Annotated in this window: 22 protein-coding genes; 9 read left to right on the top strand and 13 right to left on the bottom strand. The window is 62.0% G+C overall.

Going from position 1 to position 21,156, the window contains the following annotated elements; genetic code table 11:
- Positions 1-87 precede the first annotated feature (87 nt).
- Complete coding sequence (locus I5S59_RS11480; RefSeq protein ID WP_197876701.1) at positions 88-255, bottom strand: DUF6026 family protein; 168 nt, start codon at positions 253-255, stop codon at positions 88-90.
- Positions 256-452: 197 nt separating this feature from the next.
- Here I5S59_RS11480 and gnd point away from each other — a divergent pair, with 197 nt between their 5' ends.
- Complete coding sequence (gene gnd / locus I5S59_RS11485) at positions 453-1,436, top strand: phosphogluconate dehydrogenase (NAD(+)-dependent, decarboxylating) (RefSeq protein WP_197876702.1); 984 nt, start codon at positions 453-455, stop codon at positions 1,434-1,436.
- Positions 1,433-2,932 (top strand): glucose-6-phosphate dehydrogenase, encoded by a 1,500-nt coding sequence (gene zwf / locus I5S59_RS11490; protein WP_197876703.1) that lies wholly within the window; start codon positions 1,433-1,435, stop codon positions 2,930-2,932. The genes gnd and zwf overlap by 4 nt, the downstream gene beginning before the upstream one ends.
- An 87-nt stretch (positions 2,933-3,019) precedes the next feature.
- On the opposite strand, the gene nhaB is transcribed toward zwf, so the two are convergent.
- Positions 3,020-4,522: a sodium/proton antiporter NhaB gene (gene nhaB / locus I5S59_RS11495; protein WP_128325131.1), complete on the bottom strand. Its 1,503-nt coding sequence runs from the start codon at positions 4,520-4,522 to the stop codon at positions 3,020-3,022.
- A 186-nt stretch (positions 4,523-4,708) separates the two neighbouring features.
- Here nhaB and I5S59_RS11500 point away from each other — a divergent pair, with 186 nt between their 5' ends.
- Both I5S59_RS11500 and nudC read left to right on the top strand, forming a co-directional pair.
- Positions 4,709-5,521 carry a crotonase/enoyl-CoA hydratase family protein gene (locus tag I5S59_RS11500; RefSeq protein ID WP_197876799.1) on the top strand — a complete coding sequence of 271 codons (813 nt, stop codon included), beginning with the start codon at positions 4,709-4,711 and terminating at the stop codon, positions 5,519-5,521.
- A 33-nt stretch (positions 5,522-5,554) separates the two neighbouring features.
- A complete protein-coding gene (nudC, locus tag I5S59_RS11505; protein WP_197876704.1) occupies positions 5,555-6,385 on the top strand; it encodes an NAD(+) diphosphatase in 831 nt (276 codons plus the stop codon).
- On the opposite strand, the gene I5S59_RS11510 is transcribed toward nudC, so the two are convergent.
- Together I5S59_RS11510 and I5S59_RS11515 are read right to left on the bottom strand one after the other, a co-directional pair.
- Entirely contained in the window at positions 6,353-7,132 is a 780-nt protein-coding gene (locus I5S59_RS11510) for a TSUP family transporter (protein ID WP_128325133.1), read from the bottom strand. The two genes, nudC and I5S59_RS11510, sit on opposite strands and share 33 nt — an antisense overlap.
- Before the next feature lie 89 nt (positions 7,133-7,221).
- Positions 7,222-7,893 carry a TetR/AcrR family transcriptional regulator gene (locus tag I5S59_RS11515; protein ID WP_197876705.1) on the bottom strand — a complete coding sequence of 224 codons (672 nt, stop codon included), beginning with the start codon at positions 7,891-7,893 and terminating at the stop codon, positions 7,222-7,224.
- 277 nt (positions 7,894-8,170) lie between these two features.
- Between I5S59_RS11515 and I5S59_RS11520 the strand changes: the two genes are divergently transcribed.
- From I5S59_RS11520 to I5S59_RS11530, 3 genes are all read left to right on the top strand, one after another.
- Positions 8,171-8,782 (top strand): SCO family protein, encoded by a 612-nt coding sequence (locus tag I5S59_RS11520; RefSeq protein ID WP_197876706.1) that lies wholly within the window; start codon positions 8,171-8,173, stop codon positions 8,780-8,782.
- Positions 8,782-9,264: a copper chaperone PCu(A)C gene (locus tag I5S59_RS11525; protein ID WP_232239701.1), complete on the top strand. Its 483-nt coding sequence runs from the start codon at positions 8,782-8,784 to the stop codon at positions 9,262-9,264. The genes I5S59_RS11520 and I5S59_RS11525 overlap by 1 nt, the downstream gene beginning before the upstream one ends.
- Positions 9,265-9,733: 469 nt before the next feature.
- Positions 9,734-11,848, top strand: a complete 2,115-nt coding sequence (locus tag I5S59_RS11530; protein WP_197876708.1) for a TonB-dependent receptor — start codon at positions 9,734-9,736, stop codon at positions 11,846-11,848.
- Here the strand turns inward: I5S59_RS11530 and I5S59_RS11535 are convergent.
- The 6 genes from I5S59_RS11535 to I5S59_RS11560 all read right to left on the bottom strand — a co-directional run bounded on the left by I5S59_RS11535 (position 11,845) and on the right by I5S59_RS11560 (position 16,822).
- Complete coding sequence (locus I5S59_RS11535; protein WP_197876709.1) at positions 11,845-12,372, bottom strand: cytochrome b/b6 domain-containing protein; 528 nt, start codon at positions 12,370-12,372, stop codon at positions 11,845-11,847. The genes I5S59_RS11530 and I5S59_RS11535 overlap by 4 nt on opposite strands.
- 1 nt (position 12,373) lies before the next feature.
- The gene (locus I5S59_RS11540; protein ID WP_197876710.1) at positions 12,374-12,640 is read right to left on the bottom strand and encodes a PepSY domain-containing protein; all 267 of its coding nucleotides are present in this window, start codon (positions 12,638-12,640) and stop codon (positions 12,374-12,376) included.
- Between the two features lie 58 nt (positions 12,641-12,698).
- Complete coding sequence (glcF, locus tag I5S59_RS11545; RefSeq protein WP_197876711.1) at positions 12,699-13,934, bottom strand: glycolate oxidase subunit GlcF; 1,236 nt, start codon at positions 13,932-13,934, stop codon at positions 12,699-12,701.
- 3 nt (positions 13,935-13,937) lie between these two features.
- Positions 13,938-14,999, bottom strand: a complete 1,062-nt coding sequence (glcE, locus tag I5S59_RS11550; protein WP_197876712.1) for a glycolate oxidase subunit GlcE — start codon at positions 14,997-14,999, stop codon at positions 13,938-13,940.
- On the bottom strand, positions 14,999-16,498 hold the full coding sequence (glcD, locus tag I5S59_RS11555; RefSeq protein ID WP_197876713.1) for a glycolate oxidase subunit GlcD: 1,500 nt from the start codon (positions 16,496-16,498) through the stop codon (positions 14,999-15,001). The genes glcE and glcD overlap by 1 nt, the downstream gene beginning before the upstream one ends.
- Positions 16,499-16,597: 99 nt before the next feature.
- Positions 16,598-16,822 carry a hypothetical protein gene (locus I5S59_RS11560; RefSeq protein WP_128325143.1) on the bottom strand — a complete coding sequence of 75 codons (225 nt, stop codon included), beginning with the start codon at positions 16,820-16,822 and terminating at the stop codon, positions 16,598-16,600.
- Between the two features lie 240 nt (positions 16,823-17,062).
- On the opposite strand from I5S59_RS11560, the gene I5S59_RS11565 reads away from it, so the two are divergent.
- A complete protein-coding gene (locus tag I5S59_RS11565) occupies positions 17,063-18,238 on the top strand; it encodes a sugar transporter (protein WP_197876714.1) in 1,176 nt (391 codons plus the stop codon).
- 10 nt (positions 18,239-18,248) lie between these two features.
- On the opposite strand, the gene I5S59_RS11570 is transcribed toward I5S59_RS11565, so the two are convergent.
- Complete coding sequence (locus I5S59_RS11570) at positions 18,249-19,775, bottom strand: FAD-dependent oxidoreductase (protein ID WP_197876715.1); 1,527 nt, start codon at positions 19,773-19,775, stop codon at positions 18,249-18,251.
- An 83-nt stretch (positions 19,776-19,858) separates the two neighbouring features.
- A complete protein-coding gene (locus tag I5S59_RS11575) occupies positions 19,859-20,086 on the bottom strand; it encodes a hypothetical protein (protein ID WP_197876716.1) in 228 nt (75 codons plus the stop codon).
- A gap of 233 nt (positions 20,087-20,319) precedes the next feature.
- On the opposite strand from I5S59_RS11575, the gene I5S59_RS11580 reads away from it, so the two are divergent.
- Positions 20,320-20,535, top strand: coding sequence for a TOBE domain-containing protein (locus I5S59_RS11580; protein WP_010227092.1), 216 nt, complete (start codon positions 20,320-20,322; stop codon positions 20,533-20,535).
- On the opposite strand, the gene I5S59_RS11585 is transcribed toward I5S59_RS11580, so the two are convergent.
- Positions 20,530-21,147 carry a helix-turn-helix transcriptional regulator gene (locus tag I5S59_RS11585; RefSeq protein ID WP_197876717.1) on the bottom strand — a complete coding sequence of 206 codons (618 nt, stop codon included), beginning with the start codon at positions 21,145-21,147 and terminating at the stop codon, positions 20,530-20,532. The genes I5S59_RS11580 and I5S59_RS11585 overlap by 6 nt on opposite strands.
- Between the last annotated feature and the right edge of the window lie 9 nt (positions 21,148-21,156).

Here is a 21,156-nt window from a genome sequence, read left to right on the forward strand (position 1 = left end):
GGTAAGGCGCAGTGCGTCCCGATTTTGGTCCACTGGATGGCGCCGCGCACCGTGATGGTGCAAGGCGCCACGGGCCCTGGCATGGGGTCAGGCGTGTGAAGTGGTGTTGCCGGCCTGGGCTTGCTGCAGCTGCAGGCTCAGTTTGGCCACTTGTTGCAGGAGTTGGTCGCGTTCTTCGCGCAAACGCTGCAGTTCATCACGGTGAACGGACACGTAGAGGGTCTGGGGCGGCATTTTCGGTAGAAGGGTTCCCATTGCACACCTCGCAAATGGCTGGTCGTTGTTACAAGCGTAGCCGCTCAATCGGGCGCGATTCTGAATTCTTTCTCTTCGCTTGGGAACTTTTTTGTTTGTTGCTGTCTTGCCGTCTGTCGATGAACCAAGCACGCCTGCTCTGGACTAACCTTGAAGGCCTGAACGGTCAGTTTTCATCTTTAGGGGAGCATCGGCACATGCAACTGGGAATCGTCGGGCTGGGCCGCATGGGCGGTAATATCGCAAGGCGCTTGATGCGTAACGGTCATCGCATGGTGGTGCATGATCGTGATCGCCAGGCGGTGGAGACCCTGGTAGCAGAAGGCGCCAGTGGTGCGCACGACCTGGGCGCACTCGTGGGCAAGCTGGAAAAGCCACGCGCGGTCTGGGTGATGTTGCCCGCCGGCGAGCCCACCGAGCAGACCATCGCGCAACTGGCCGACCTGCTCGACGCCGACGATGTCATCATCGATGGCGGCAATACCTTCTACAAGGACGACATCCGCCGCGCGGCCGACCTGGCCGGGCGCCAGCTGCATTATGTCGATGTCGGTACTTCGGGCGGCGTCTGGGGCCTGGAGCGCGGCTACTGCATGATGATCGGCGGCGAAAAGGCGGTGGTCGAGCGCTTTGATCCGCTGTTCGCAGCCCTCGCACCCGGTGTCGGCAGCATTCCCCGTACCCGGGGCCGCCAGGGGCCGGCCGGGCGCGCCGAGCAGGGGTACATCCATGCAGGTCCGGCAGGTGCCGGGCACTACGTGAAGATGATCCACAACGGCATCGAGTACGGCCTGATGCAGGCCTATGCCGAAGGCTTCGACATCCTCAAGAGCAAAGGCAGCGAGGCCTTGCCGGCGGAGCAACGCTTTGACCTTGATCTGGCCGAGATCGCCGAGGTGTGGCGCCGTGGCAGCGTGGTGACCTCCTGGCTGCTGGACCTGACGGCCGATGCGCTGGTGGCCGACCCGCAACTGGGCGGCTACAGCGGCTCGGTGGCCGACAGCGGAGAAGGGCGCTGGACCATTGATGCCGCCGTCGAGCAGGCGGTGCCGGTACCGGTGTTGTCGAGTGCGCTGTTTGCCCGTTTCCGTTCGCGCCAGCAACAGGGCACGTACGCCGACCGGATGCTCTCGGCCATGCGCTTCGGCTTTGGTGGACACGTTGAGAAGAAAGCCGAATGAGTAAACCTGCGATCGAAACCGCACCCCCGTGCACCCTGTTTCTGTTTGGCGGCAGCGGCGACCTGGTCAAGCGCCTGTTGATACCGGCCCTGTATAATCTCAGCCGCGACGGCCTGCTGGACAAGGGGCTGCGCATCGTCGGGGTGGACCACAACCCGCTCAGCGATGCTGACTTTGCCGGGCGTCTGGAAGCCTTCATGCGTGAACGCGACAAGGCCAGCCAGGGTGCCAACTGCCTGGATGACAAACTGTGGGGCCGGCTGGCAAAGCGCGTCGGCTACCTGACCGGTGATTTTCTCAGCGAGGCGACCTACCAGGCCATCGCCCGGCGCATTGAAAAGAACCCCAGTGAAAACGCGGTGTTTTACCTGGCCACCTCACCCGGCTTTTTCAGCGAAGTGGTACAGCGGCTGGGCGCTGCCGGCCTGCTCGACGAGTCCAAAGGCTTTCGCCGGGTGGTGGTGGAAAAGCCCTTTGGCTCCGACCTGGCCAGTGCCGAGGCGCTCAATGCCTGCCTGCTCAAGGTCATGAGCGAAAAGCAGATCTACCGCATCGATCACTACCTGGGCAAAGAGACGGTGCAGAACATCCTGGTCAGCCGTTTCTCCAACGGCCTGTTCGAAGCGTTCTGGAACAACCATTACATCGATCACGTGCAGATCACCGCGGCCGAGACCGTCGGCGTCGAAACCCGCGGTGCGTTCTACGACCACACCGGCGCCTTGCGCGACATGGTCCCCAACCACCTGTTCCAGTTGTTGGCGATGGTTGCCATGGAGCCACCGGCGGCATTCGGCGCCGATGCCGTGCGCAGCGAAAAAGCCAAGGTGGTGGGTGCCATCCGGCCCTGGTCAAAGGCCATGGCGCTGAAGAACTCGGTGCGTGGACAGTATGTGGCGGGCAAGCAAGGGCGCAAACCGTTGCCGGGCTACCGCGAAGAACCGCGGGTCGATCCGCACAGCCAGACGGAAACCTTCGTGGCCTTGAAGGTCATGATCGATAACTGGCGCTGGGTCGGGGTGCCGTTTTACTTGCGTACCGGCAAGCGCATGAGCGTGCGTGACACCGAAATTGCCATCTGCTTCAAGCCGGCGCCGTCGGCGCAGTTTCGTGCCACCGAGGGCGACAAGATTCAACCCAACTACCTGAGGATCCAGATCCAGCCCAACGAAGGCATGTGGTTCGACCTCCAGGCCAAACGCCCGGGGCCGGCGCTGGTAATGGAGAACATCGAACTGGGATTTGCCTACAAGGACTTCTTCACGATGCTGCCGTACACCGGGTACGAGACCTTGATCTATGACTGCCTGACCGGCGACCAGACGTTGTTCCAGCGCGCCGACAACATCGAGAACGGCTGGCGTGCGGTGCAGCCGTTTCTCGATGCCTGGAAGGAAGGGGGAGAGGTGCACACCTATGCAGCAGGAGAGGATGGCCCGGAGGCCGCCACCGAACTGATGAGCCGCGACCGGCGGGTGTGGCACTCGATCGGTTGAACCGCAAAAAGCTTCGCGGGTGAACCCGCTCCCACAGGGTAATGAGCTGTTCCTGTGGGAGCGGGTTTACCCGCGAATAACCGCCGCCTAAAGCCAGTAGGTCACCGCCCACCAACCCAGCCCACCCATGACCACGGTGTATGGCAGCGCCATCCACACCATCCGCCCGTATGACAACCGCACCAGTGGCGCGATCGCCGAGGTCAGCAGAAACAGGAAGGCAGCCTGGCCGTTGGGCGTGGCGACGCTGGGCAGGTTGGTGCCGGTGTTGATCGCCACCGCCAGGGTTTCGAAATGCTCGCGGCTCATGTGGCCGTCAAGGAACGCCTGTTTCACTTCGGTGATGTAGATCGTGGCAACGAAGACGTTGTCGCTGATCGCCGACAGCAGGCCGTTGGCGATGAACAGCATGCCCGGTTGTTGCTCGGCCGGCAGGGCCAGCACCCACTGGATCAACGGCGTGAACAATTGTTGGTCGTGGATCACCGCGACAATCGCAAAGAACACCACAAGCAGTGCGGTAAACGGCATCGCATCCTGAAAGGCACGGCCCAGGCGGTGCTCGTCGGTGATGCCGGTAAAAGCGGTGATCAGCACGATCACCAACAGGCCGATCAGGCCGACTTCAGCGATGTGCAGGCCCAGGCCGATGATCAGGATCAACGCAGCCAGGCCTTGCACCAGCAACGCGGCACGTTGATACACGGTACGCTGGGCGTCGTCCTCGGCGGCATAGGCGGCCAGTACCTGGCGTACGTTGTCCGGCAGCAAGGTGCCGTAGCCGAACAGGCGCAGCTTCTCCAGCAGCACACAGGTCACCAGGCCGGCAGCCAGCACCGGCAGGGACACCGGCGCGACCTTGGAGAAGAAGTCGCCGAAGTGCCAGCCCATCTCATGGCCGATCAACAGGTTCTGTGGCTCACCCACCAGTGTGCACACGCCACCCAGCGCAGTACCCACCGCGCCATGCATCAGCAGGCTGCGCAGGAAGGCGCGGAACTGTTGCAGGTCGTCGCGTTGCAACTGGGCGATGTCATGATCGCTGTCCAGGTTCGACTCTTCCCGCGGGTTGGCACCCGAGGCCACCCGGTGGTAAACCGAGTAGAAGCCGACGGCGGCGCTGATGATCACCGCTGTGACGGTCAGGGCATCGAGAAACGCCGAGAGAAAGGCCGAGAGAAAGCAGAACAGCAGCGACAGAACGGCCTTGGAGCGCACCCCCAGCAGGATCCGCGAGAACACGAACAGCAGCAGGTCCTTCATGAAGTAGATGCCGGCAACCATGAACATCAGCAGCAGGATCACCGGGAAGTTGTGCTGCAGTTCGTCATACAAGGCTTGGGGCGTGGTCATGCCCAGCACCAGGGCCTCGACGACCAGCAGGCCACCGGGCATCAGCGGGTAGCACTTGAGCGCCATGCCCAGGGTGAAAATGAACTGGACCACCAGCACCCAGCCGGTGACGACCGGCCCGAGGGTGAACAGCAACACCGGGTTGAGTACCAGGAACAGGCACAGGGTGGCCTTGTACCAAAGGGGTGACTGCCCGAGGAAGTTGTGGGCCAGAGCGCCGGCCAGGGAGCGGGACATGAATATGTATCCTTATAATTCAACAGGCGCGCAAAGTGCCGGATGTCGCCTTCGAGATCAAGGTAAAAGTCCGGGTTTTGGCACAAGCGCAGTCTTGGCCTTTGCCGGTGCCTTGATATAGTCCGCTGATTCCCGCCCCACCCAAGGAAACCACCCGTGAGCGACTTTCAGGCACTCGACATCGAACTGACCGAATTCCAAGCGTTCAAGGTCGAATTGAAGCACAACATTGCCCATGTCCAGATCAATCGCCCGGAAAAGGTCAACGCGATGAACGCGCCGTTCTGGAGCGAGATCGTTGACATCTTCAAGTGGATTGACGACACGGACGCGGTGCGTGCAGTGGTCATCAGCGGTGCCGGCAAGCATTTTTCGTCCGGCATCGACCTGATGCTGCTGGCCTCGGTGGCCAACGAGCTGGGCAAGGACGTGGGGCGCAATGCGCGGCTGTTGCGCCGCACAATTCTGCGTATGCAGGCGTCTTTCAATGCCGTCGACAATTGCCGCAAGCCGGTGCTCGCAGCAATTCAGGGCTACTGCATTGGTGGCGCCATCGACCTCGTCTCGGCGTGCGACATGCGTTACTGCAGCACTGATGCGCAGTTCTCGATTAAGGAAATCGACATGGGCATGGCGGCCGACGTCGGCACCTTGCAGCGCCTGCCGCGGATCATCGGCGATGGCATCATGCGTGAACTGGCCTACACCGGGCGTAATGTCGCCGCCGACGAAGCCCTGCGCATCGGCCTGGTCAACCGGGTGTACGACAGCCATGAGGCATTGCTTGAGGGAGTCTTTGCCATTGCCACCGAAATTGCGGGAAAATCCCCCATTGCTGTGGCCGGCACCAAGGAAATGCTCAGCTATATGCGCGATCACCGTATCGACGATGGCCTGGAGTACATTGCCACCTGGAACGCTGCCATGTTGCAATCCAACGATCTGCGGGTAGCCGTGGCTGCCCACATGAGCAAACAGAAACCCGAGTTCGCCGACTGATTGCAGCGGCGGGCCCGCGCAAGGAACCGGAACATGGCGTCGCGTTGGACCACCGCAGTACTGGACACGAACCTCGCTGGCGGCTGGGCAGTCGCCCGTTGCAGCGAGGGTTTCCTGGTTGACGACAACGGCGCGCTGTTCCCGCGCGACTGGCTCAAGCGTCAGGACCTCGATGTACTGTGCGAGCACGGCATCGGCCATTTCGATGGCCAGCCGGTGTTCCTGCTGGAACTCAAGGCGCCGCAAGCGGTAGCCGGCTGCCAGTGGCGCGGCTTGCGCCAGTTCATGCTTGACGGCGATTTCGACACCTACAAGATTCTTGGTTACGCCGCGCAAATCGGCACCTGGGCCCGCGAACACCGTTTTTGCGGCAGTTGCGGCCAGCCCATGACGCAGATTCACTGGGAACGGGCGATGTACTGCGCACCGTGCGATTTGCGCAGCTACCCGCGCATTTCACCGAGCATGATCGTGCTGATCACCCGTGGCGACGAGATTCTGCTGGCGCGTTCACCGCGTTTTGTCACCGGCGTCTACAGCACCCTGGCAGGCTTTGCCGAGCCCGGCGAGTCGGCCGAGGATTGCCTGGTGCGCGAGGTGCGTGAAGAGGTGGCCATCGAGGTGCAGAACATCCAGTACGTCGGCAGCCAGTGCTGGCCGTTCCCGCACTCGATGATGCTGGGTTTTCATGCCGAGTACGCGGGGGGCGAAATCATCATGCAGGCCGACGAGATCGAAGATGCGCAGTGGTTCCGGGTCGATGCGCTGCCGCCGTTGCCAGCGGGGCGCTCGATTGCCCGGTACCTGATCGACCTGTATGTGGCGCGGCGCTTAGGCCTGGCCGAACCAGTGCTGCCACGCTAGGCGCACGGTCAGCGCCAGCACCACGGTGATGAACACCGGGCGAATGAACTTGCTGCCGCCGCTGATGGCGGTGCGCGCACCGAAAAAGGCGCCGACCATCAGTGCCGAGCCCATGGACAGGCCCACCAGCCAGTCGACCTGGCCGGAGAAGATGAACACCGACAGCGCTGCGGCGTTACTGACGAAGTTCATGCTGCGCGCCACACCGCTGGCCTTCACCAGGTCGATGGGGTAGAGCAGCAAGGTGCTGACGGTCCAGAACGCACCGGTACCCGGGCCGGCCACGCCATCATAAAACCCGAGCGTCAGGCCCTGGGGCAGTTGCCATTTCTTTTTCACCGGCACGTCGGCGTCCAGCGGCGCTTTCGGGGTGCCACCAAACAGCAAGTAGACCCCGCACAGGAAGACGATCACCGGCAGCATCTTGTTCAGCCATTCTGCCGGCAGGTAATGCGCAACCACGGCACCGATCAAGGCGCCGACAAAGGTGCCGAACAGTGCGTGGCGCCATTGTGCCGGGTGGAACAGTTTGCGCCGGTAATAGGTGAAGCCGGCAGTGGCCGAGCCAAAGGTCGAGCTGAGTTTGTTGGTGCCCAGCACCAGGTGCGGCGGCATGCCGGCAGTGAGCAGGGCGGGGGTGGTCAGCAACCCGCCGCCACCGGCGATGGCATCGATGAATCCGGCAACAAAAGCGACGGCGGCGAGAATGGCGAGGGTGGTCAGATCTACGCTGAGTTCGAAAGGCATGGCATGAGCTTAATCGCGTGGGCGCAGAAGGGGCTGCGCCCTAAGGTCGCTATGGTAATGGAGATACAGGCCATCTGTCAGGGCCCGGTTCAGCCGGCTAACACCCCGCGCAGCACCAACCGGGTGATATGCGCCACTGCCTCCTGGTGTTCTTCGTTTCTACGTGTGCGCTTTTCGGCACGCAGGTGTGCGCCTGCGTTGGCATAGGCCTGGGTGGTCGCCCACACGCTGATCAACAGATGCCGGGCGTCGACGGCCACCAGCTGCCCGTGGGCCATCCACTGCTCAAGACATGCCACCCCTTGTTCGATCGCATTTTGCAGGCGTATGGCGTGAGCCGCAGGCAAGCGGCGGGCGCCGTGCATCATTTCGGTGACAAATACCCTGGCTGCCCAGGGTTGCTTGCGGATGATCTCGAGCTTGGCGCGAATCAGCTGTTCCATCGCCTGCGGGGGCGGGTTTTCAGGATTCAGCAGGGCGAACGCGTCCAGGTAACGCTGGGCGACGCTGTCGAGCACTTGCTGGTAAAGGTTTTCCTTGGAGTGGAAGTAGTAGTTGACGTTGGCCTTGGGCAGGCCACTGAGTTCGGCAATTTCACTCAGGGTGGCGGCGGCAAAACCCTTGCAGGCAAAAGACTTCGCCGCAACGCGCAAAATCAGGGCGCGATTGCGGCGGCCGGGTTCGTTGGGCTTCTTTTGCGCCGGTGTGTCGCATTCATAGGGCGAATCACCCGCCGTGCAGGCAAGGGCTTGATACAGCATGTGTTCCATTCGCGGTTTCGCTCAACCTGAAGATCTGTTTCGCAATATACAAAAATATATAGCGGTACAGGTAAGGTTTCCGAAACCTGGGGGCCCTGACACGCGGAAAAGGGTTCTTGTCACATTCTGCGACAACGGGCCGCACCCCGAAAACAAAGGGCTGCAGGCGTATGGGACGATAGGCGCTGGAACCTTGGCAGAGCGCCATGACAAAATGTCGCGCTTTTTCGACAGGCCTCGCATCCGAGGCACAACACCTTCCCAAAAGGATGGTTACATGACTGATTTACTGACCCGGCGCCAGATCATGGCCGGGATCAGCCTGCTGGGCCTTGGGGCCCTGGTAGGTTGCGACCCACGTTCCGGTGGCAAGCTCGACTTCAAATACGGCAAGGACATGAGCAACCAGATCCTCGGTCGCTCGTTCAAACTCAAAGACACCGAGGGCAACCCGCGTACCTTGTCGAGCTTCTGGGGCACGATGCCGATGGTGTTCTTCGGCTTCACGCAGTGCCCGGCAGTGTGCCCGACCACCCTGGCACGTGCGGCACAGATCAAGAAGCTGATGGGCCGCGATGGCGGTTTCCTGAAGGTGGTGTTCATCAGCCTGGACCCGGAGCGCGATACTCCCGAAGTGCTCGATGCCTACGTCAAGGCGTTCGACCCGTCGTTCGTGGCGTTGTCCGGCACCCTTGAAGAGACGGCTGCCGCCGCTCGCGAATTCGGCGTGTTTTACGAGAAGGTGCCCGCTGGCGATACCTACACCATCTCGCACACCTCGACCAGTTACGTCTTCGATTCCCGTGGCCAGTTGCGCCTGGGACTGTCCCATTCACTGACCGCCAAAGAGTGCACGGAAGATCTGCTCACGGTCATGGAGGTATGTTGATGCGTCATTTTGCCCAACCGTTCAAACGCACACTGGCCGCGCTGGCCCTGCTTGGCCTGGCACTGCCGGCCATGGCCGACACCACCGTCAGTGATGCCTGGGTGCGCGCCACCGTGCCGCACCAGCAGTCCACCGGTGCATTCATGACCCTGACCGCCAGCACCGACAGCACCCTGGTCGGCGTCAAGTCGGAGGTTGCCGAGATCGTCCAGGTCCACCAGATGACCATGGACAACGATGTCATGGGCATGAAGCAGGTGCAGCGCGTCGAGTTGCCGGCCGGCAAAGCGGTCACGCTCGACCCGAACGGCTACCACGTGATGCTGATGAAGCTCAAACAGCAGGTCAAGGAAGGTGACGTGGTGGCGCTGACCCTGGAGATCGAAGACGCCAAGGGCCAGAAGCAGAGCGTTGAAGTCAAGGCACCGGTAAAAGCACTGACTACTGAAATGCCGATGCACGATCACCAGCACATGCATTGATCGCCTGACTGCGATACCCAAGCCAGGCTGCCGTTAACACCGGCAGCCTGGCTTTTTTTTTGCTCGTCGCGCGCCATTGACGTAGGCGCCAGGCTTGCCGGCGAACCAGGCACCGCGCTGGCCCTGAAGCACCGCGTCATCGTTTCTCGCGGGCAAGCCACGCTCCTACAGGTGGTGTCGACGTAGGAGCCAGGCTTGCCGGCGAACCAGGCACCGCGCTGGCCCTGAAGCACCGCGTCATCGTTTATCGCGGGCAAGCCACGCTCCTACAGGTGGTGTCGGCGTAGGAGCCAGGCTTGCCGGCGAACCAGGCACTGCGCTGCCCCTGATGCACCGCCTTATCGTTTTTCGCGGGCAAGCCTCGCTCCTACAAAATCTAAAATAAAATAAGTCTTATTAGTATTTATTTCGTATTTACAAATCGTTACCATTTGCGTCCTTTACAATCTTTACACTTCACAAGGAACACATGGTGGCATTCTTGCGTATTCACCCGGCTTCCCTTTCCGTGTTTACCGCGTTGGTAGCGCCCGCGCTGCAGGCCGAAACCCTGGCCATTCCGGCCACGTCGGTCAACAGCAGCTACGAAGAACAAAGCTACAACCCTCGCGAAAGCAAGAGTGCGCTGAAAATCGACGCGCCGCTGCGTGATATTCCGCAGACGGTCAACGTCGTGCCGCAAAGTGTGATCAAAGACCAAGGCGCGCAGTCCATGGAGGACGTGCTCAAGAACGTGCCAGGCATTGGCCTGTCTTCGGGCGACGGCCAGCGTGACCAGGTCACCATTCGTGGTTTCAGTGCCATTGGCGATATGTACGTCGATGGCCTGCGCGACGATGCGCTGTACTACCGTGACCTGTCCAACGTCGAGCGGGTAGAGGTGATCAAGGGCCCGGCAGCGGTGTTGTACGGGCGTGGATCGTCGGGTGGCCTGATCAACAGCATCAGCAAGAAGCCCACTTTCAGCCCGGTGCAGGAAGTGGGCATGACCTTCGACAGTGAAGGCAAGCGCCGTACCCAGTTCGATGCCGGGTGGGCTGACGAGCAGCAGGGTGACAAGGCATTTCGCATTACCGGTGCACTGGAAGACAGCGACACCTTCCGCGACGACGGTTACATCGACCGCAAGGCCATTGCGCCAACGGCCTACTTCAAGCTGTCCGACGACCTCGACCTGACTGTCGGGGCCACCTACCTGTACGACAAGCGCCTGATTGATTTCGGCATCCCGGCCCTGGGCGATCGCCCGGTGGATGTCGACCGCGACAAGCGCTTTGGCGCCGGCGATCCGGACGATGACTACACCCGCAGCGAAGTGTTCTCGTTCACGGCCGGTGTCGACTACCGCCTCAACGACGACTTCACCCTGAGCAACACCAGCCGTTACTACCACTACGACCTGGACCGCAACAACACCCTGGCTGACACCAGCCCGACGCGCTTTGTCACCTCGCCCAGCGGCGAACTGCTGGTCAAGCTCAACCGGGGCAACGTGCAACGAACCGAGGACGGCTGGTTCAACCAGACCGAGCTCAAGCACCAGGCGCTGCTGGCCGGGATGAACCATAACCTGCTGTACGGCGTGGAGCTTGGCCGCCAGGTCAAGGACCAGTCGGTGTTTAGCCAGAACAACGTTGCCCAGGTACCGGTGTTCCGCGACGGGCTGGTCGATGTGCCGTTCCAGGCCAATCGCCAGACCGCCAAAGGCACTACCACCCAGGACACCGCCGGGTTCTACGTGCAGGACCTGATCGAGCTGGCCCCGCAGTGGAAGGCATTGGTCGGGGTACGCTACGACGTGTTCGACCAGGAATACGACGACGACCTCAGCGGTGCCAATCTGTCGCGTACCGACACCACCTGGAGCCCCCGTGTCGGCCTGGTTTACCAGCCTGACCAGATCCAGTCCTACTACATCTCGGTAAGCCGTTCCTACCAGCCGTCTTCGGAAGTGTTTGCCCTGAGCACGGGCAACCAGGGCCTGGAACCGGAAGAAACCACCAACTATGAAGTCGGTGCCAAGTGGGACCTGCTCGACAGCCGCCTGGCCGTCACCGCAGCCGTGTTCCGCCTGGAGCGCACCAACATGAAAACCGCCGATCCGGCCAACCCGGCCAACCTGGTGTTGTCGGGCGAGCAACGCACCGATGGTTTCGAGGCCACGGTCAGCGGCCAGTTGACCGACAAGTGGCAGGTGTACGGTGGCTTTGCCTTCCTCGACGCGGAAATCACCAAGTCCAACAGCAAAACCAACGGTGTACCTAACGAAGGCCAGACGCCAACGCTGACCCCACGCACCAGCGCCAACCTGTGGCTGGTCCGCTCGCTGACCGAAACCTGGCGCGTGGGCATGGGCGCCAACTACGTAGATGAGCGCTACACCGCGCTGGACAACGTGGTGGTGATGCCGTCGTACACTACGGTGGATGCGGCGCTGCTCTACAACCAGCCGAAGTGGGACATGGCCTTGCGCCTGCGCAACGTCTTCGACCGCGACTACTATGCCTCGGCCCACGGTTCGGTTGACCTGATCATGCCAGGTGCCCCGCGTACCCTGGAACTGAGCACCAACTTCCGCTTCTAACGCCGGCGACGCCTGCCGGTGATCATCGACATCGGCAGGTTTTCTTTCATGCGCAGGCTTTCCAGCAGCGCCGCGGCGATATGCACACAGACCAGCGCCAGCAAGGTGTTGGCCATGTACTCATGGATATCGCGCGGCAGCTGTTCACCCCAGAAGTAGTCAACTTCCTCCATCAAAAAACCGCTCAAGCCCAGGCCGAACATCAGCGTCAGCATCAACACCATCACCAGTGCGCCAATCGGCGAATGGCCCAGGCGGTGGTAGTCCTCGCCGCTGACCAGGGCACGTACATGCCACTTGAGGCGGGTGAGCGTCGGCCAGAAATCCTTCCAGCGTGCCGCCGGGGTGCCGACGAACCCCCACACCAGGCGGACCAGCACGATGGCCACCGCGTAGTACCCCAGCCAGCGGTGCGGGCCGTCACCTTCTTCGGTGAAAAAGTAGTCGCCGACAAACGCAATGACCAGCGACCAGTGACAGAGCCGGATGAGGGGGTCCCAGAGGCGCAGGGTATCGTTGCTCACCTCAGTCCTCGATCTCTGACTTCACCACTTTGCCATCGACCGGGTTGAAATAGATCTCGACTTTTTTCTTGTCCTTGTCCCAGCCGTAGATTTCGTAGCAGTTGCCTTCAGTGACCTTGAATTTCTTGATGTTGTAGCCCTGGGCCTTGAGGTTTTCCTGAAACTTGGCTTGATCTTGCCACTGTCCTTTGTCGGCAGTGGTGCATTCGGTTTTGGCCAGTGCCAGCGGGCTGGCGACAAGCAGTGCAACAAGCAGAAGGTTACGCATGACGAGTCCTCGTGATCGGGAATACACGTGGCAGCACAGCCATGAAGCCAGATTGAGCTTATGCCAGAGATGGCGACTTCGCGAGTGCGGCATCCACCAGTTCGATCCAGTGCCGGACCGGGGTGCGCCCGGCGCTGTCCAGGTGTGCCTGGCAGCCGATGTTGGCGGTGACAATGAGGTCTGGATGGCCGCTTTCCAGGGCGTCCAGGCGGTTGTCGCGCAGTTGCCGGGCGAGTGTCGGCTGGGTGAGTGAGTAGGTGCCCGCCGAGCCGCAGCACAGGTGGCTGTCGGCGACATTGCTGAGGTTGAAGCCCAGGCGTTTGAGCACGGCTTCCAGCGCGCCGCCCAGGTGCAGGGCATGCTGCAAGGTGCAGGGGCAGTGGACGGCCAGCAGTTGGTCGGCGTGACAGGCCAGCCGCTCAAGGGGCTCGGCACTGATCAGTTGCACCAGGTCTTTGCTGAGTTCGCTGACGCGCCGGGCCTTGGCGGCGTAGTGCGGGTCGTGCTGCAACAGTTTGCCGTAGTCTGCGACAAAGGCGCCGCAGCCACTGGCGGTCTGCACGATGGCTTCGGCACCGGCTTCAATCGCCGGCCACCAGGAGTCGATCAACTGCCGGGCGCGTTCGATGCCGGCCGTTTGCGCGTCCAGGTGATAGTCGATGGCACCGCAGCAACCGGCGGCGCGGGCAGGGATGACGCTGATGCCGAGGTGGTCCAGTACCCTTGCCGCCGCTGCATTGGTGTTTGGCGACAGGCCTGGCTGCACGCACCCTTCAAGCATCAATACCTGTCGCGTGTGGCGCCGGGGTGGGCGCGCAGTGTCGACGGGCGTGGGCCTGGGCAGCTTGGCCTTTACCGGGGCCGGTAGCAGGGCGTCGACGCTGCGCCCCACGTACACCAGGCGCTTGAATGCGTCGGGATGTGCTGCCAGTTGTCGCAAACTGCTGCGCATCAGGCGTTGCAGCGCGGGGCGTGGCACGGCCTGATCCACCACGGCGCGACCGATGTCCAGCAGGTTGTGATAATCGACACCCGACGGGCAGGTGGTTTCACAGTTGCGGCACGACAGGCAGCGGTCCAGGTGCAGCTGGGTCTTGGCACTGGCCGGATGACCTTCCAGCACCTGCTTGATCAGATAGATACGCCCGCGCGGCCCATCGAGTTCATCACCCAGTAGCTGGTAGGTCGGGCAAGTGGCATTGCAGAACCCGCAGTGCACGCAGGTGCGCAGGATGTGCTCGGCTTCTTCGGCACGGGCAAGCCGCTTGGCGCTGTCACTGAGGGTGGTTTGCATGGTTCAGAACTCCGCGTACATCCGCCCGGGGTTGAAAATGCCTTGCGGGTCGAGCCGCTGCTTGAGTTGCCGGTGGAAGCGCATCAGCGCGGCGGGCAGGGGCTGGAACGGACTGTCGGTAAGACCCGGGCTGTAGCAGGTGGCGTGGCCGCCCTGTGCACTGGAGACCTTGCGCAGATGCTCGGGCTCTGCATCGGACTTCAACCAGCGCTGCGCGCCAGCCCAGTCGAGTAGCTGTTCACCCGGTAGTTCCAGGTAGGCGGTGTTGTTGGGCAGCGACAGGCGCCACAGCGGTCGTGGATCGTGAAAAAAGTCCAGGCGCTGATGGTTCAGTGCCTGCCACCACTCGGGTGCAAACGGTTCACCGCCGAGGCGCTCGCATGCTCCGCGTACCGAGCCTTCACCGCCTTCGAGGCGCAAGCGCAGCACCTGCCCGTCATGACAGGCGGCACTGATCGGCAGTGGTTGCTGGCCCCATTGCCCGAGCTTGAGCAGGGCACCGCGCGCATCCATCTCCAGGGCGATATGTGCCTGGCAGCGGGGGATGGGCAGCACTTTCAGCGACACTTCGCTGATCAGGCCCAGGCAGCCAAAACTGCCGGCCATCAGGCGTGACAGGTCATAGCCGGCGACATTCTTCATTACCTCGCCGCCAAAGCGCAGGTGCAGGCCCAGGCCGGTGATGACCCGGGTGCCCAGCACTGCATCGCGGACTGCTCCGGCCCAAGGACGTCGCGGGCCGGACAGCCCGGCGGCGAGCAGGCCGCCGAGGGTGGCACCATCGTCACTGTGGGGCGGCTCGCAGGCGAGCATTTGCCCGTTGTCCTGCAACACTTGCGACAGGTCGGCAAGGCGTGTGCCGGCGCGTGCGGTGATCACCAGCTCGGTCGGGTCGTAGTTGACGATGCCACAGTGGCTGCGTGTGTCGATCACCGTTGCGCGCAGCGGCCGGCCCAGCCAGGACTTGCTCGCGCCGCCGCGAATCTGCAACGGTGAACTCATCGCGCGGGCATCATTGACCTGCTCCAGCAGCAAGGCGCTTGCATCCTGATCGGTCACGGCCATCAAAAGCGCTCCAGCTCCGGAAACGGCAGTTGCCCGGCATGTACATGCAGGGCGCCAAACTCGGCGCAGCGGTGCAAGGTCGGGATGTTCTTGCCGGGATTGAGCAGGCCCTTTGGGTCGAAGGCGGCTTTGACCGCATGGAACAGGGTCAGCTCGTCGCTGTTGAACTGCGCGCACATCTGGTTGATTTTCTCCCGTCCCACGCCGTGCTCGCCGGTGATGCTGCCGCCGACCTTCACGCACAGCTCAAGGATTTCACCGCCAAAGGCTTCGGCACGCTCCAGCTCGCCAGGCTGGTTGGCGTCGAAGAGGATCAACGGGTGCATATTGCCGTCGCCGGCATGGAACACGTTGGCCACACGCAGGTTGTATTTGCCGGACAGTCCGGCGATGGCATGCAACACACGGGGCAGTTCCCTGCGCGGGATGGTGCCGTCCATGCAGTAGTAATCGGCCGAAATGCGTCCGACGGCGGGAAAGGCGTTCTTGCGCCCGGCCCAGAAACGCACACGCTCGGCGTCGTCGCGGGCCTGGCGCACTTCGCTGGCACCGGCCTGCTCCAGCAAGTCCCGCACCCGCTGGCAGTCGTCGTGCACATCGGCTTCAACGCCATCGAGTTCGCAGAGCAAAATGGCCTGGGCCTCGACCGGATAACCCGCATGAATAAATTCTTCGGCGGCGCGAATGGCCAGGTTGTCCATCATTTCCAGGCCACCTGGAATGATCCCCGCGCCGATGATGCGGGCGACGGCAGCACCGGCTTTTTCCACCGCATCAAAGCTGGCCAACAGCACCTTGGCGACCTGAGGGCGGGGCAGCAGCTTGACCGTGACTTCGGTAATCACTCCAAGCATGCCCTCGGAGCCGTTGAACAGCGCGAGCAAATCGAAGCCCGGGGCGTCGAGGCTTTCGGCACCGAGGGTCAGGCACTCGCCTTCGACCGTGAGTACCTCAAGTTTCAGCACGTTATGTACGGTCAGGCCGTACTTCAGGCAGTGCACACCGCCAGCGTTTTCGGCGACGTTACCGCCAATCGAGCAGGCTATCTGCGACGAAGGATCGGGCGCGTAGTACAGGTTATAGGGCGCTGCGGCCTGGGAGATCGCCAGGTTGCGCACACCGGGCTGCACGCGGGCAGTGCGCGCAACCGGGTCGATTTCAAGGATCTTGTTGAACCGCGCCATGACCAGCAGTACACCTTGAGCCAGCGGCAGGGCCCCACCGGACAGGCCTGTGCCGGCGCCGCGGGCGACCACGGGTACACCACGCTGGTGGCAGATGGAGAGGATCGCCTTGACCTGCTCGAGATGCTGCGGCAACACCACCAGCAGGGGCGTTGTGCGATAGGCCGACAGGCCATCGCACTCATAGGGCTTGAGGTCTTCGTCGTCGGCGAGAATTTCCAGATCCGGCAGTTCGCTGCGCAGTGTCTGCAGCAGTGCCGGCTTGTCGACCTGTGGCAATGCCCCGTCAAGATGTTCGTCATGGAGGATGTTCATGGGCGCCCCCGATCCTTCGGTACGGCAAATACCAGCGCGAGTGGCTGGTACGTTCGACACCGGGTCTTCAGCGAGGGCACACCGGCCTGCGGGCGCTGTTCAACGGAAGCGCGGCAGGGGGCGCTCGACCTTCAGCGAGGTCAGGGTTTTCTTGACCAGTGCTTCATCGGCTTCCACTGCTTTGAGGCGATCGCGGATCTTGCCGGCAACCGGCATGTCGCCCTGGCGATCGATCCAGTTGGCAATTTCCTTGCAGGCGGTGGTCAGCTCGCTTTGCCGGTGGTCGATGAGCGTCAGCAGCCGGGTGATTTCTTTGTCGGACATGGGGTAATCCTCCATTGCGCGAATTCAGTGTAGCAGCGCCCGCGGAATCTGCAGGCACACTGCGGTTGTGACCCACTGGTCGCTGACGTACTATCCTTGCCAGCAAGCGATACTCCGCAGACTAATAATCCATTCCTCAGCGCACACGCTTCCACTCGGGCCCCCGCAGCCTGGGTGCTTAATGCTGGGCGCTGTTATGCACCTGGTGACTGCAATCGATCTGGAGCAACACCTCCACTCATGAATACTCCTGTGGATACCCGAGCCGGTAGCTGGCTCAGTGTTATCGCCCTGGCGCTCGCCGCGTTCATCTTCAACACCACCGAGTTTGTGCCGGTGGCCCTGCTCAGTGATATCGGTGCGAGCTTCGACATGTCGACCGCTCAGGTCGGGCTGATGCTGACCATCTATGCCTGGGTGGTTGCCCTGGCATCGCTGCCGATGATGTTGCTGACGCGCAACGTCGAGCGGCGCAAATTGCTGATCATTGTCTTTGTGCTGTTTATCGGCAGCCACCTGGTGTCGTGGGTGGCGCAGAGTTTCGCCATGTTGTTGCTGAGCCGGATCGGTATCGCCCTGGCCCATGCGGTGTTCTGGGCGATCACCGCGTCCCTGGCCGTGCGTGTGGCACCGCCGGGGCAGCAGGCCAAGGCGTTGGGCTTGCTGGCAACCGGTACCACCCTGGCGATGGTGATGGGCATTCCCTTGGGGCGGGTGGTCGGTGAGGCGCTGGGCTGGCGCGTAACCTTCCTGGCAATTGCCGGCGTGGCACTGGCGACCTTGCTGTGCCTGGTCAAGTCGCTGCCGTTGCTGCCCAGCCAGAACTCCGGCTCGTTGCGCAGTGTGCCGGTGCTGTTCAAGCGCCCGGCGCTGGTGACGGTGTATGTGTTGGTGGCGTTGGTGATTGCCGCGCAGTTCACCGCGTACAGCTACATCGAACCCTTTGCCCTGCATGTCGCACAGGTAGGTGGCGAGCGCACGACGTTGTTGCTGTTGCTGTTCGGTGGTGCCGGCGTGTTTGGCTCGGTGCTGTTCAGTCGCTACAGCGAACGCTTTCCGAGCGGTTTTCTGATCGCTGCCATTGGCTTGCTGGCCGCGTGTTTGCTGCTGTTGTTGCCCGTGTCAGGAAGTTTTGCGCTGCTGGGTACCTTGAGCGTGTTCTGGGGCATCGCGATCATGTGTTTCAGCCTGTCGCTGCAGTCGAAAGTATTGATCCTGGCCAAGGATGCGACGGATGTCGCCATGGCAATGTTCTCTGGCATCTACAACATCGGCATCGGTGCCGGGGCCCTGATCGGCAGTGTGGTCAGCGTGCAGATGGGGCAGGCCGACATCGGCTATGTCGGCGGATCTTTGGCGTTGCTGGGGCTGTTGCTGTGCGCGGTTACCACCTACCGGTTTGCCCGCCAGGCCTGATGCCGGGACGCTAGTGGATGGTCATGCCGCGCTCTTCGAAATAGGCGTCGAGTTCGTCCGGCCCGGCATTGTTCCAGACCATGGCAATGTAGGTGTCCGGGCGTATCAGGTAGACCGCATCGCGTACCAGCCCGGCCTCCTGATAGGCGTCGCTCCACATGAACACATCCACCGGCACGCCGTGGCCGCTGCACCATTGCACCAAGGCGGCGCTGACCGCACCGTATACCTGTAGCTGCCAGCAGATGCGCGACAGGCCGCTGTAGTTGTCGCGGCCGCTCTCGGCAACCCAGGGTAGCCGGTCGCCGCCCTGCAGTACGCCGGCATTGCCCGCGCTCAGGGGCATGTAGCGGTAGTTGAGGTTGATCTGCGAGACCGTCCTGAAGAGAAACTCACGGGCTGACCTGAAGGCCACCAGCCGTGGTATCACCCGTGGTGCCAGGCGGGTGCGCAGCAGGGTGGCCAGGCGGCTGTCGGCGGTGACGAAACTGAACACCTGATCGGTGCTCGACACCAGCCGATGGGCAAAGGCACTGCGTTCAATTTCGTAAGTGTCCAGCAAGCTGTCCGTGGCCATGCGCTGCAAGACGCTGGCGAGCTTCCAGGCCAGGTTGATCGCATCACCAATACCGGTATTCATGCCCTGGCCGCCGGCAGGGCTGTGGACATGCGCCGCGTCACCGAGCAAGAAAGCGCGCTGCTGGCGGAACTGTGCGGCAACCCGGTGATGTACACGGTAAGTGGAAAACCAGTTGACCTGCTGCACCTGCACCTTGAGGTGGTCGATGGCCCGCCGGCTGACGTCCTCGAAGCGCAGTTTGTCCGGGTGTTCGGCACGCTCGTCGCGTACGGTGCCGATCAGCCGCGCGCGGCCACCGGCATCCAGCGGGAAGACCGCGAGAAAGTCTGCTTCGTCCAGGTCGACATGCAGTTCGCCATTGAGCGCAGGCCCCGTGGCGACGACGTCGGCAACATAAAACACCTGCTGGTAGGTGCCGCCGGGGAAGCCGATACCCAGGGCTTTGCGCACTGTCGAGCGGGCACCGTCGCAGCCGGCCAGGTAGGCTGCTTCGCAGCGATCTTCCAGGCCGCTGGCATGGCGCAGCTGGGCGCTGATGCCCTGGCTATCCTGGTTGAACCCGAGCAACTCGGTGTCACGCTCTACCTCGACGCCGAAGGTCTTCAGGCGTTCGATCAGCAGCTGTTCGTGTTCATCCTGGGCAAAGATGTGCAGAAACGGGTAGGGCGTAAAGCCACCGCCGATGTCGCCAAAGGGCAGGCGTGCTGCAGGTTGACCCTTGACCCAGAGGTTGGCGGCGGGCACCTGGTGGCCGAGCTTGATGACCGCGCCAGTCAGGTCCAGCTGGCGGTACAGCTCCAGGGTCCGCGCCTGCACGGCGAGGGCGCGAGAAGTAGTGCCGGGGCCCGGGGTGCGGTCGATGATGCGCACCTTCACGCCCAGTTTGCTCAGCCACAGGGCCAGCACCAACCCGGTAGGGCCGGCTCCGACAATCAATACCTCGCAGCGGCTCGGCATTGTGTTTCGCTCCGTGCATCCGCAGTGACACATGTTAAGTGTATGCCTGATACCGGGATTTGCGCGCTGATCAGCGCCGTTGATTACTCGGCCTTGGCGCGCACGATACGCCCGCTTTTGATTTCGTCGGCGTAGGCGTGGAGCTTGTCGGAGTCCTTGTACAGACGGTTCATCAGGTGCAATACGGCGACCACATCGACACCGTCGATACGTTCGGCCAGCCTGCTGATCTCGCCGGCGGTGCGTTCCAGGTTGGCGGCAACGCTTTTCAGGTCGCGCTTGAGCTCTGCGGATGATTTTTTTAGGGCCATGGGCACCTCGTGAGGGAGTGGGCAACAGCACGTTGCAGGTCGTAGCCCGTTCAGGCCTGAAGGTTTTCAGGCCGCTGTGACAATCGATGCAGTGCTGGGCGAAAAGGTGATTTTCACATATCTCTTATAGTTCTATTAAAATTATTATTTATTCTTTTTAATTTTATTAGCTTGCGTGCACTCTGCACCTCAAGCACTGCGCGGCAGTGCACCACGAAATGAGGAAGCAGAGTATGACTATCAAGGCGATCAATGTACGCAACCAGTTCAAGGGCACGGTCAAGGAGATCATCGAAGGGCCAGTGGTATCGGAAATCGATGTACAGACCTCGGCGGGCATTGTCACCTCGGTGATCACCACCCGTTCGGTGCACGAGCTGGAGTTGCGCGTGGGCAGCGAAGTGATTGCTTTCGTGAAATCCACCGAGGTGTCGATCGCCAAGCTATGAGGTGTTGCGGGTCAGTTGAAAGCGACACACCTGTCCACCACGCAACATGCATTCCTGATGTTGCACCTGCCCACCGCCAAGGCTGCCAATCAGCGCCAGGTCGAGCTCACAGACTTCAGGGTGAGCCTCGGCCAGCTGATGGAACACACAGTTATGAGCGACGATCTGCGCTGGGCTTCCTGAGCGAAAAAATACCTCGGCTTCGTAGCCGACGTCCTTCATGAGACTCGCAATTTGCGGTTCATCGAGCACGGTGGCGCTCAGGTCTTCCGCCATTTTCTTACCCAGGTTACGCAACAAGGCTACCAGTGCCTCATGCCCGATGAGGCTGGCGACTTCATCGATCAGCAGGTTGGCCAGCAACTGGTAATGACGCGGGAACAGCTCCCGACCACGCGGGCTGAGCCGGTGCAACTGTTCGGGACGCCGGCCGGTGGCACGCAATTCGCCGCGCACCACCAGCCCATCCCGTTCAAGCGCCGCCAGATGCTGACGCACGGCTGTGCGCGTGACCGACAGTTGCCTGGCCAGCTCTTCAATGCTCATACCCGCCGCTGCGTGCAGCAGGGCTGACAACAGCTCTTGTTGAGTGTGCCCCAAGCCTTCGAACATCGGTTGGCT

Source organism: Pseudomonas alkylphenolica, from assembly GCF_016009175.1.
Classification (GTDB): Bacteria; Pseudomonadota; Gammaproteobacteria; order Pseudomonadales; family Pseudomonadaceae; genus Aquipseudomonas; species Aquipseudomonas alkylphenolica_B.

Bases quoted from the DNA above. Each gene is read 5' to 3' on its own strand.
- I5S59_RS11480 (WP_197876701.1), bottom strand. From the start codon at position 255: ATGGGAACCCTTCTACCGAAAATGCCGCCCCAGACCCTCTACGTGTCC.
- gnd (WP_197876702.1), top strand. From the start codon at position 453: ATGCAACTGGGAATCGTCGGGCTGGGCCGCATGGGCGGTAATATCGCA.
- zwf (WP_197876703.1), top strand. From the start codon at position 1,433: ATGAGTAAACCTGCGATCGAAACCGCACCCCCGTGCACCCTGTTTCTG.
- nhaB (WP_128325131.1), bottom strand. From the start codon at position 4,522: ATGTCCCGCTCCCTGGCCGGCGCTCTGGCCCACAACTTCCTCGGGCAG.
- nudC (WP_197876704.1), top strand. From the start codon at position 5,555: ATGGCGTCGCGTTGGACCACCGCAGTACTGGACACGAACCTCGCTGGC.
- I5S59_RS11510 (WP_128325133.1), bottom strand. From the start codon at position 7,132: ATGCCTTTCGAACTCAGCGTAGATCTGACCACCCTCGCCATTCTCGCC.
- I5S59_RS11515 (WP_197876705.1), bottom strand. From the start codon at position 7,893: ATGCTGTATCAAGCCCTTGCCTGCACGGCGGGTGATTCGCCCTATGAA.
- I5S59_RS11520 (WP_197876706.1), top strand. From the start codon at position 8,171: ATGACTGATTTACTGACCCGGCGCCAGATCATGGCCGGGATCAGCCTG.
- I5S59_RS11525 (WP_232239701.1), top strand. From the start codon at position 8,782: ATGCGTCATTTTGCCCAACCGTTCAAACGCACACTGGCCGCGCTGGCC.
- I5S59_RS11530 (WP_197876708.1), top strand. From the start codon at position 9,734: ATGGTGGCATTCTTGCGTATTCACCCGGCTTCCCTTTCCGTGTTTACC.
- I5S59_RS11540 (WP_197876710.1), bottom strand. From the start codon at position 12,640: ATGCGTAACCTTCTGCTTGTTGCACTGCTTGTCGCCAGCCCGCTGGCA.
- glcF (WP_197876711.1), bottom strand. From the start codon at position 13,934: ATGCAAACCACCCTCAGTGACAGCGCCAAGCGGCTTGCCCGTGCCGAA.
- glcE (WP_197876712.1), bottom strand. From the start codon at position 14,999: ATGGCCGTGACCGATCAGGATGCAAGCGCCTTGCTGCTGGAGCAGGTC.
- glcD (WP_197876713.1), bottom strand. From the start codon at position 16,498: ATGAACATCCTCCATGACGAACATCTTGACGGGGCATTGCCACAGGTC.
- I5S59_RS11560 (WP_128325143.1), bottom strand. From the start codon at position 16,822: ATGTCCGACAAAGAAATCACCCGGCTGCTGACGCTCATCGACCACCGG.
- I5S59_RS11565 (WP_197876714.1), top strand. From the start codon at position 17,063: ATGAATACTCCTGTGGATACCCGAGCCGGTAGCTGGCTCAGTGTTATC.
- I5S59_RS11570 (WP_197876715.1), bottom strand. From the start codon at position 19,775: ATGCCGAGCCGCTGCGAGGTATTGATTGTCGGAGCCGGCCCTACCGGG.
- I5S59_RS11575 (WP_197876716.1), bottom strand. From the start codon at position 20,086: ATGGCCCTAAAAAAATCATCCGCAGAGCTCAAGCGCGACCTGAAAAGC.
- I5S59_RS11580 (WP_010227092.1), top strand. From the start codon at position 20,320: ATGACTATCAAGGCGATCAATGTACGCAACCAGTTCAAGGGCACGGTC.
- I5S59_RS11585 (WP_197876717.1), bottom strand. From the start codon at position 21,147: ATGTTCGAAGGCTTGGGGCACACTCAACAAGAGCTGTTGTCAGCCCTG.